9 protein-coding genes are annotated in these 9,018 nt (G+C 66.9%); 8 read left to right on the top strand and 1 reads right to left on the bottom strand.

The annotated features are described in order from the left end of the window. The first annotated feature begins 19 nt into the window (after positions 1-19). The 7 genes from SB786_RS25015 to SB786_RS25045 all read left to right on the top strand — a co-directional run bounded on the left by SB786_RS25015 (position 20) and on the right by SB786_RS25045 (position 7,101). Positions 20-778, top strand: a complete 759-nt coding sequence (locus SB786_RS25015; RefSeq protein ID WP_410729822.1) for a hypothetical protein — start codon at positions 20-22, stop codon at positions 776-778. A gap of 767 nt (positions 779-1,545) precedes the next feature. Then, positions 1,546-1,872: a hypothetical protein gene (locus SB786_RS25020; RefSeq protein ID WP_410729823.1), complete on the top strand. Its 327-nt coding sequence runs from the start codon at positions 1,546-1,548 to the stop codon at positions 1,870-1,872. Between the two features lie 111 nt (positions 1,873-1,983). Further along, positions 1,984-2,574, top strand: coding sequence for a hypothetical protein (locus SB786_RS25025; protein ID WP_410729824.1), 591 nt, complete (start codon positions 1,984-1,986; stop codon positions 2,572-2,574). 75 nt (positions 2,575-2,649) lie between these two features. Continuing rightward, positions 2,650-2,931 (top strand): hypothetical protein, encoded by a 282-nt coding sequence (locus tag SB786_RS25030; protein ID WP_410729825.1) that lies wholly within the window; start codon positions 2,650-2,652, stop codon positions 2,929-2,931. 43 nt (positions 2,932-2,974) lie between these two features. Next, positions 2,975-4,819 (top strand): chemotaxis protein CheA, encoded by a 1,845-nt coding sequence (locus tag SB786_RS25035; protein WP_410729826.1) that lies wholly within the window; start codon positions 2,975-2,977, stop codon positions 4,817-4,819. Between the two features lie 154 nt (positions 4,820-4,973). Then, complete coding sequence (locus tag SB786_RS25040) at positions 4,974-5,558, top strand: hypothetical protein (RefSeq protein WP_410729827.1); 585 nt, start codon at positions 4,974-4,976, stop codon at positions 5,556-5,558. A 109-nt stretch (positions 5,559-5,667) separates the two neighbouring features. Then, the gene (locus SB786_RS25045; RefSeq protein ID WP_410729828.1) at positions 5,668-7,101 is read left to right on the top strand and encodes a sigma 54-interacting transcriptional regulator; all 1,434 of its coding nucleotides are present in this window, start codon (positions 5,668-5,670) and stop codon (positions 7,099-7,101) included. A gap of 200 nt (positions 7,102-7,301) precedes the next feature. Here SB786_RS25045 and SB786_RS25050 read toward each other — a convergent pair whose 3' ends face one another. Then, positions 7,302-7,793 carry a hypothetical protein gene (locus SB786_RS25050; RefSeq protein ID WP_011659197.1) on the bottom strand — a complete coding sequence of 164 codons (492 nt, stop codon included), beginning with the start codon at positions 7,791-7,793 and terminating at the stop codon, positions 7,302-7,304. A 360-nt stretch (positions 7,794-8,153) separates the two neighbouring features. Between SB786_RS25050 and SB786_RS25055 the strand changes: the two genes are divergently transcribed. Then, a complete protein-coding gene (locus SB786_RS25055; protein ID WP_410729829.1) occupies positions 8,154-8,831 on the top strand; it encodes a LuxR C-terminal-related transcriptional regulator in 678 nt (225 codons plus the stop codon). The last annotated feature ends 187 nt before the right edge of the window (positions 8,832-9,018 follow it).

Genomic DNA, 9,018 nt, shown 5'->3' on the forward strand with positions numbered 1-9,018 from the left:
TCGCCATCCAGGCAATGAAATGCAATGGTTATCGGCATTGATTGTCGGCGAATTGAATGCAGGCAATCGAAACCGACAAAGCATGTCGAGCGGTTTCGCACGCAAGCGCGGCGTCGTTTTTTTCGATATGCAGACGGCCGTGCAAGCCGTTTTTGCCGCGCGTTTCTGCAGGGTCGGTCGACGCTTGATCCCGTCGGTATTTTCACGGATGAATCAATTGCGTTGCGCGGTGGCGGATGCACACGTCCGCCAGCGTGCCGATGTCCGGCGCGACGGCTCCGCAGAACCGGTGCCGCGCGCTTGGGGTCACGATTTTTCGGGCGCGAGAATGCTGTCGAACGGGCCGCCGCAGGCGATTTGCAGCGGCCGACGCGCACGTCGGCTGCAAAGTTCGACGGTGCACTTCTCGACTATGAAACACCTATTCGCCGAGCCCTTGCACGAGGCCCCGCGGGCCGCATTCGTCCGCCTTTTCCAGCATTGCTTCGCGGCGTTCAAGGATCGGCAGCAGGCTGCCGACGGTCACCGCGATACATTCCTGAAACAAAAAATGCGATCCCCGGCGACACGTCCACGCGTCGCGGCCGGCATGCGACGCGCAACCATCGGTGGAATCACGCATGGCATGCCCCTTGCGACATTGGACGCACCGGCGAGCGGTCGACCAGATGCATCGAAGATGGGGGCGGCCAACTCGTCAATAAGCAGTCGGGGAAACAGCGATGAAGACCAGAAGCAGCAGCTTGATTCGCGCAATCCTTGCGCACCCGTGGGGTAGTCGGACAGCGTGTAGTACGACTCGCGATGCAGTGCCAGCTTCGCGGGTTCGTCACTGCCGGTTTCGCGGCTTCCGCGCGTTGCACGCGCTGGCGCACCTGTCATTGCGCATGACGACCGGCCGGCAGCGGTGCTCCTCTTCATTTTCATCCCGTTCCCCAGGATGGGCCAGGTTGTTCGTGCCGGACAGCTTGACGCCGATTCATCTTCGACCGTGCAGGGCCGTATCGATCGCACCGGAAAAATACCGGCGCCGGCTGGACTGATTCGAACGGCCGTCGGCCGGATTGCCGGGAAGATATTCGACGGGTAGCTCAGGGAGAAACGATGCCACCTGATTGTCATGCAGGCCCGTTATCGGCGCGATGACGCGTACGGTTTCAATGGCGCTGCACTTCGGTGAATGACATTATTCGCGCATTTTCGATTGCTGAAGCGAACGCCGTGTGCCGGCATGCCGCGTGAGCGAATTTCGAAAACAACTCATCCGGAACGATGAATTCGTGTTTCCGGGTGCGTGTGGAAATTCATTTTCGAATATTTAAAAAATCGATAAGCCTTATCGAAAGCAACTATTAAAAAATTCGGAAAACTAATAAATACGAATCTGCACTTCGAATGGCAAAAAAATACGGGGTGTCGGATTCGCGAGAATCGATTCTTTGTATTTAGATAGTGATCCTTATCTGTAGGGATTGCTCGAGGCAGGGAAGTTGAAGGCGTGCAGCTTTCCTCGCTTGTTCCGTCCACGCCGTTATGGAGTCGACCATGAAGAAGCTTCTGATTGCAGCAGCAGTTATGGCGGTTTCGAGTGCAGCGTTCGCAGCGAGCGGCACGATTTCGACCAGCAACTCGTCGAGCGGCGGCCAGACGATGGCCGGTGTTGTCGGGTTCGGGTCATTCACGGCCACGGACTCCGGCGCGGCACTCGGCGCAGCCGCTGCAACGGCCGGTGGCGGTGCGAGCAGCTCGATCTCGTACACGGACCATACCAACACGTCGTCGGTGCGCGGTTTCGGCTTTGGCGGCGCGCAAGCCGGCGGCTCGAGCGGCGCGAATGCCGGCTCGACCGGCTGGACGATGTATCACTACTAAGCCGCGGCGCATAGCGTTCGTCATGGAATGGTGGCACGGATGCCGGGTTGCGTCCCGCGAGGGCGGGCCCGGCGGCCTGGCCACCGAACTTCCTCACAGCAAGGAATTGCTATGAAAGCCAACGTTTTTTTAGCGACAGCGCTCACCGTTCTGTCGTCGGCCGTCCTGGCGTCCGGACCGTCGACCTTCAACCAGACGCAATCCGTTGCAGCAGGTGTCTCCGGTTCGGTGTTGGTCGGCACCGGCAGCTATACGAGCAACTCGACTTCGGTAGCGGGCGCAAACGCGGGAAGTACCGTGACACCCGCTGGATCCACCGGCACGGCAACTGCCTATCACGACTCGACTTCGACGGCCAGCGGCTGGGGCACGAACGGAGGCGCGTTCGCGGCAGGCGGCGGTATCGGTGCCGCAGGCTCGTTCGGTGGAACCGGCAACACGAGCGAGAACGCCAATGCGCTGTCGGGCGGGGTGACCGCCACGATCGTACTGGGCGCGAACCACTACACGGCAACCGGGGCGAACGACAGCGGCATTGCCAACGCGGGCGCCGCCGGGATGACGGGCAGTGGCTGGTCGGGAACGATTGCGGGCTCGAACCACTACAACACGTCGACTGTATGGGGTACCGGTCCGACCGGATCGCCGTCCGCATCGGGCGGCAGTCAGGGCAGCTCCGGCGCGACCGCCGGCAGTCCTTGATCCGGGTGCTGGGGGACCAGTTTCCCAGCGACGCTGGTCTCTTTCATCGCCTTGTTGTCACCGTAAGGAGTTGGCATGAAGCAGAAACTGATTGCCGCCGCTCTGATGCTCGCGTCTCTGACGGCATATGGCGCCGACCGTGCTGCCGACGACGTGCAATCGAATTCGCAGACGTCACACAACCCTGACCAGGCAACCAAACCGTCACAACAACAAACGCTTTCGTCGGGCAGTGCCATCGGTGCGCCGGGGAGCCCGCAATGGCCGGGCATGTCGGGCGGCTCGTGGTCCCAGCTGGGCAGCGGCTGGAAGCAGTTCGGGGAAGCAGGCAAATCTGAAGGAATTCAGGGGAATTAGCACGGTTGCCTGGGTGGGAGGTCAAACTCGTCCGGAGAGTGAAATGAACAGCAACAAGATCAAGGTGGCATGTGCGGCGATGTTCGCGATGGCCACGGTGGGTGCCCAAGCGCAGACAGCCGACTCGACTTCAAGTGCGCAGTCGTCCACCTCGTCGACGGCGGTCAGCCTCGGCGGCGGGGCGAGCATGAACACCAACACCACGACTGGCGGCAATGCCACGAGCAGCAGCGGGATTCGCGGCAGCGGCAATTCGAGCGTCCAGGTCAACCTGACGATGCCGTCTTCCACGAGCGGCGGCTCGAACGTGACGCCGCAGAGCACGAACTCGCTCGCGGCCGGCACGCCCGGCACCAGCCCGTACAACACCCAGGCGGCGGAAAACGTCAACTATTCGGGTACCCAGACGATCAAGACGAACCCGGCGATTCAGGCACCGGGCCTCACGACCACGTTGTCCGATACCTGCATGGGCTCGGTGAGCGTCGGCGTGTCGTTCCCCGGCTTCGGCGCGACGGGCGGCACGACCCTGGTCGACCAGGCTTGCGTGCGTCGTCTCGATGCGCGTGAATTCCGCGCGATGGGGCTGACCGACGTCGCGCTCGCGCTGCTCTGCCAGAGCGATGCGAACCGGCGCGCGGTGGAAGCGACCGGGCACCTGTGCCCGGGCACGACCGCGCCGCTCGCGCGCTCGAACGTGGCGCCTTCCGTCGAAGCGACCGTGGCCGACGACGTGAAGTATCGCGACCCGATCGTGCGCAACCGCATGGGTCTGCCACCGCTCGATGGCGCTGCACCGGCGCCCGCGCAGACGCGGCCGGTGGCGACCACCGCGGTCCAGGCGGCGCCGGCCCCGGTGTCGGTGCCATCGATCGCCGCGCCGGCCGGCAGCGCGGTGCCTGCCGCGACGCAAGCAGCTGCCGTGAAGGCGTCGCAAGCGGCTGCCATCGTGCCTGCCGCCGTGCCGGTTGCTGCGGCAGCACCGGCGGTGAGTGCCCCGCCTGCTGTCGCGTCGGTTGCCGCAGCAGCACCGGCGGTGAGTGCCCTGCCTGCCGTCGCACCGGTTGCCGCAGCAGCACCGGCGGTGAGCGCCGTGCCTGCCGTCGCACCGGTTGCTGCGGCCGCACCGGCGGTGAGTGCCGCGCCTGCCGTCGCGCCGGTTGCTGCGGCAGCACCGGCGGTGAGTGCCGCGCCTGCCGTCGCGCCGGTTGTCGCGGCCGCACCGGCCGTGAGCGCCGCGCCTGCCATCGCACCGGCCGCGATGAGCGCCGTGCCTGCTGCCGCCATCATTGCCGCGCCGGCCGTCGCCGACAAGGCGCCGGAACAACCCGCTCAGGCCGTGGCCGCCAAGGCGCCGGAACCCGCGCCGGCCGTAACGGAAACCGCAGCGCAAGCCGCAGCGGCGCCGGCGGTCGACACGAAGGCACCGGAACCCATGCCGGCAGTTGCTGACAAGGCTGCGGAGCCGGCACCGGCTGCAACCGCAGCGCAAGCAACCGCAGCGCAAGCCGCGGCCGCGCCGGCCGCCGACGCGAAGGTGCCGAACACCGCGCAAGCCGCACCGGCCGCGACCGACGCCGCGCCGCAGGTAGTCGACGCAGCAGCGCCCGCGGCCGATGCGAAGGCTGCCGAACCGGCTGCGCAGGCGGCAGCCGAAGCGCCCGCGCCCGAGGTTGCGCAGCCCGCGGCGGCGGCGGCCGTTGCCGACACGCCGGCTGTCGACGCAAAGGCGACGGCCGCGGTCGAATCCGCAGCCGCGCCTGCTTCGTCCACCGATATGCCGGCCGTCTCCGATACGGCGAAGGAACTGGCGCCGGCCACGGTCGACCAACCGGCCGCGCCGGCCATGCCGGCTCCGGCCATCATCTCGACGAGCACGTCGTCGTAAGCACGCGGGCCCGGCTCTCGCGCGACCGGCATGCCGGGTGCACGGGAGCCGCCGGGCCCGCTGCGCGACGCGCGTCGCAAGTTTGACGGGTGTTGATCCCATCCCCGAGGTCAACACCTCTTTTTGCCTGACGAGGGTACAAGGAGCCTCGATCATGAGGATCTTTTTGGTCGCTCTGCTGCTGTACGGCACGCAAGCCGCCGCGCAGTCGGTTTTCCAGAATCCCGCGGTCTTTGTCATCCTGAGCGAGCAGAACCTCGCGAACGCCGCGAGCGTCCAGCAGGCGCTGACGACGCTCGGCCGCCCGGACAACACCGCATGCGTGCCGATGATGATGGTCGGCGACCCGCAGATGATTTACATGATGCCGGAGGAAGGGCACGCACCGTCGTGGCAATCGCCGGTGTACGGCCGCGGCGCGCCGTTCGAAGCGCAGAGCGGGCCGGCTCCGACCGGCAAGACGGTCGGCGCGATGCAGCACGCCGAGGACATGCGCACGCAGCCGTGGAGCGACAGCAGCGCGATCACGCAGAAGATCGCGGGCGAGTCGAGCCTGTCCGCGTCGGCGCGGGTCAGCGACTGGCAACGCAACGGGCTGAACACGATCGAGACGGCGCCCGTGACGGAGGTGACGGTCAACGGCCGGACCTACCGCACCTATCGCGAAGACCTCAACCGGGCCGCGCGGCCCGCCGTCGAACCGCAGATCTATACGCAGCGGGTGGTGTTCTGCAGATAGCGAATTTTCCCGAGCGGACACGCCGGCAGCGCGGCGCGCGGGCAGGAAGGCCCGCCGCTCACCGATTCGCGCCGCGCTCCGCCCGACAACCCTACGCGGCGAGGCCATCGTGAACCATTACTGCCCGATCAGACTGTCAGGCCCGCAGGAGGGCGAACGGGCCGCATGCGTGCCGCCGTTCGTCACGGGCCGGCGTCCCCATACCGTGCTGTCGCGCCCGCTCGTATATCTGTCGCAGCATCCCGATGCGGGGCTCGTCGACTGTCTCGCATCGCGCGGCTGGAATGTGTGGCGTGCGAAATCCGTCGCGGACGCACTCAATCTCGTCAAGGCGAACCGCCTGCACGCGGGCATCGTCGATTTCGACGACTTCGCGTCGCCCGACGTCGCGTCGTTCGAGGCGCTGCTGCGCGATCCGCGTATCGGCTGGGTCGCGCTCGCCGACGACGAGCGGCTGCGCGACGCCACCGTCGCGCGCCTGATTCGCCAGTGCTGCTTCGACTACGTGTGCAATGCGACGGCCTGCAGGACGATCGGTTATCTCGTCGGCCATGCGTACGGGATGCTGAAACTGGTGGAAAGCGAAAAACCGGACGTCGATGCCGCGCCGCCGGGCCGGGCGATGATCGGCGCATGCGGCGTGATGCGCCGGCTGTTCGCGACGATCCGCAAGGTCGCCAACACCGAGGCCGCCGTGTTCATCGCCGGCGAATCCGGGACCGGCAAGGAGTTGACCGCGGCGGCGATCCACCAGCATTCGTCGCGCGCCGACGCGCCGTTCGTCGCCGTGAATTGCGCGGCCATCCCGTCGACGCTGCTGCAGGCCGAGCTGTTCGGCCATGAACGCGGCGCGTTCACCGGCGCGCACCAGCGCAAGATCGGCCGCATCGAAGCCGCGCACGGCGGCACGCTGTTTCTCGACGAAATCGGCGACATGCCGTTCGAGAGCCAGGCGAGCCTGTTGCGGTTCCTGCAGGAGGGCAAGATCGAGCGGCTCGGCGGGCGCGTGTCGATTCCGGTGGACGTGCGGATCGTGTCCGCGACCCATGTCGATCTCGAGGCCGCGATGCAGGCGGGGCGGTTCCGTGCGGACCTGTATTACCGCCTGTGCGTGCTGCGCATCGACGAACCGCCGCTGCGCGCGCGCGGCCGCGACATCATGCTGCTCGCCGACCACCTGCTGCGGCGCTATCGCGACGACGGCTCGCACCGGATTCGCGGCTTCACGCCGTGCGCGATCGAGGCGATTCACAACCATGCGTGGCCGGGCAACGTGCGCGAACTGATCAACCGGATCCGCTTCGCGGTCGTGATGACGAACGGCCCGCTGATCTCGGCCGTCGATCTCGAGCTGAGCCAGTACACGTCGCACCGGCCGCCGACGCTCGCCGAGGCGCGCCGGCAGGCCGAGCGCCGCACGATCGAGGAAACGCTGTTGCGGCATCGACACCAGCATGCCGATGTCGCGGCGGAACTCGGGATTTCGCGCGCGACGCTGTACCGCCTGATGATCGCGCACGGCCTGCACAGCCTGCACGGTTGACGCCGGTTGGACCCGGCGCGGCGCGGCATCGCGCGGCCGTCGGCTCGCCCGCCCGCCCGCTCGCCAGCTCGCCAGCTCGTCAACTCGCGGGCCCGCCAGCCTATCAGCCCGTCAGCCAGCCAGCGAGCCAGCGAGCCCAGCCAGCCAGCCAGCCAGCCAGCCCAGCCAGCCCAGCCAGCCCAGCCAGCCCAGCCGTTGCATCAAGCCGGCCGTTCGAAGCCCGATTCGACCCAGCGCGCGGCGCTGGCCTTATTGAGCTTGAACCCGGCCGACACCTTCGCGTCAGCCAGCAGCTCGCCGTACGGGTCGAACGCCTTCAGTTGCGCATAAGGCTCGAACTCGTCCGGCACGATGTCGAGCGTCACCGACACATCCTGCCCGTCGTCGCCCTGGACCGTCACCTCCTTGTGCAGCATCGCGCGGCGCTGCTGCTCGTGACGCATCAGCACCTCGGTCGCGGTCTTCACCAGCGTGCGGAACGCGTTCGCGTCCATCGGCTTCGGGTTCTTCTTGTCGCGGCCCATCGTCCACGGGCCGACCAGCGCGGGCTCGGCTTCGCCGTCCTTGATCATCTCGACGGCCCAGCCGTCGTCGTCCTCGTTCTTGATGATGCGGGCGGTCCAGCCGTTGTCGTGCCAGAGGCCGTCCTGGTGGATGGCGGTGTCGTCGGATTGCAGATCGGATTCGGTCATGGAGGAAGCGCGGCGAACGGGCGGGGCGCGCGGCCGGAAGCGGCGCGCTGCCCACGGCCGGTCGCCCGGAGTGGCATGCAAAGGCCGCAATTTTACCCTGCGGGCCGTCCGTGCGGCCCGCGCCGCCCGCAATGTCGGCCATCCGGCCGACTCGGCCTGCCGCCGAATGGCCGGACCGGCACAAATATCAAACTCGTATTACGTTCCCGCAGGCCAATCTATACACCGTCCGATATCCCGGACGCGCGCCACTTCCTAGAATGACGTTCGAGATAAAAATATCTCGAACGTCATTCAACGCCGATCCGGCCGCGCACGCATTCCGCGTCGCGCGGCCCGGCGAACCTTCTGGAACTGCGCATGGGGAAATTCAGTATTCGCACTGTTTTCGCGTACGACTGGCCGCTGACGCTCGCGGGCATGGAGCACATTGCCGGCGACGCGTGCGCGATCGATCTCGTCGGCGTCTCCCGGACGCCGGACGAACTGGTCGACGCGCTCGGCCGCATCGACTGCGACATCGTGCTGGTCGACTATGCGATCGGCCAGGACGCGCGGATGGACGGCCTCGCGCTGTTCGACTGGCTGCGCCGTTCGCGCCCGAACGTCGGCATCGTCGCGCTGGTCGGCAACGAGAATCCGGTGATCTTCCGCTCGATCCTCGCGCAAGGCGGCGCGAGCCTCGTCAGCAAGTTCGACGACGTCGGCCACATCGTCACCGCGATCCATTCGAGCTACAGCGGCGGGCGCTATCTGTCGCCGCTCATCCGGCGCGCGCTCGAGGCGCTCGCCGCACACGACCAGCCGCCGGTGAAGCTGTCGTCGCGCGAAATCGAGGTAATTCGCCTCTATCTGGCCGGCGTACCGATCAAGACGATCGCGCAGCGGCTGAACAAGGGGAAGCAGACCGTCAGTGCGCAGAAGATCAGCGCGATGAAGAAACTCGGCGTGACCAACGACATCGAGCTGGTCCAGCGGGCGGCCGGGCTGGGCTTCGGCGGCGCCGGGGGCGCGAGCCAGCCGGTCGGCGCGGGGTAAGCGCGAAAGCAGCGCGGGTCGGGCAGGGGCCGGCACCGCGCGGCGCCGGCCCGTCAGGTGGAATCCGCCGAGAATCGCTGGAATCGATGGAATCCGCGCAATGGCCGGAGCCGCCGGAACCGCCGGAACCGCCGGAACCGCCGGAACCGCCGGAACCGCCGGAACCGCCGGAACCGCCGGAACCGCC

It is taken from the genome of Burkholderia sp. SIMBA_062, assembly GCF_046534765.1.
GTDB lineage: Bacteria > Pseudomonadota > Gammaproteobacteria > Burkholderiales > Burkholderiaceae > Burkholderia > Burkholderia ambifaria.

Coding starts and splice junctions, on each gene's coding strand:
- SB786_RS25035 (WP_410729826.1), top strand. CDS start 2,975: ATGAACAGCAACAAGATCAAGGTGGCATGTGCGGCGATGTTCGCGATG.
- SB786_RS25015 (WP_410729822.1), top strand. CDS start 20: ATGCAATGGTTATCGGCATTGATTGTCGGCGAATTGAATGCAGGCAAT.
- SB786_RS25055 (WP_410729829.1), top strand. CDS start 8,154: ATGGGGAAATTCAGTATTCGCACTGTTTTCGCGTACGACTGGCCGCTG.
- SB786_RS25040 (WP_410729827.1), top strand. CDS start 4,974: ATGAGGATCTTTTTGGTCGCTCTGCTGCTGTACGGCACGCAAGCCGCC.
- SB786_RS25020 (WP_410729823.1), top strand. CDS start 1,546: ATGAAGAAGCTTCTGATTGCAGCAGCAGTTATGGCGGTTTCGAGTGCA.
- SB786_RS25050 (WP_011659197.1), bottom strand. CDS start 7,793: ATGACCGAATCCGATCTGCAATCCGACGACACCGCCATCCACCAGGAC.
- SB786_RS25030 (WP_410729825.1), top strand. CDS start 2,650: ATGAAGCAGAAACTGATTGCCGCCGCTCTGATGCTCGCGTCTCTGACG.
- SB786_RS25025 (WP_410729824.1), top strand. CDS start 1,984: ATGAAAGCCAACGTTTTTTTAGCGACAGCGCTCACCGTTCTGTCGTCG.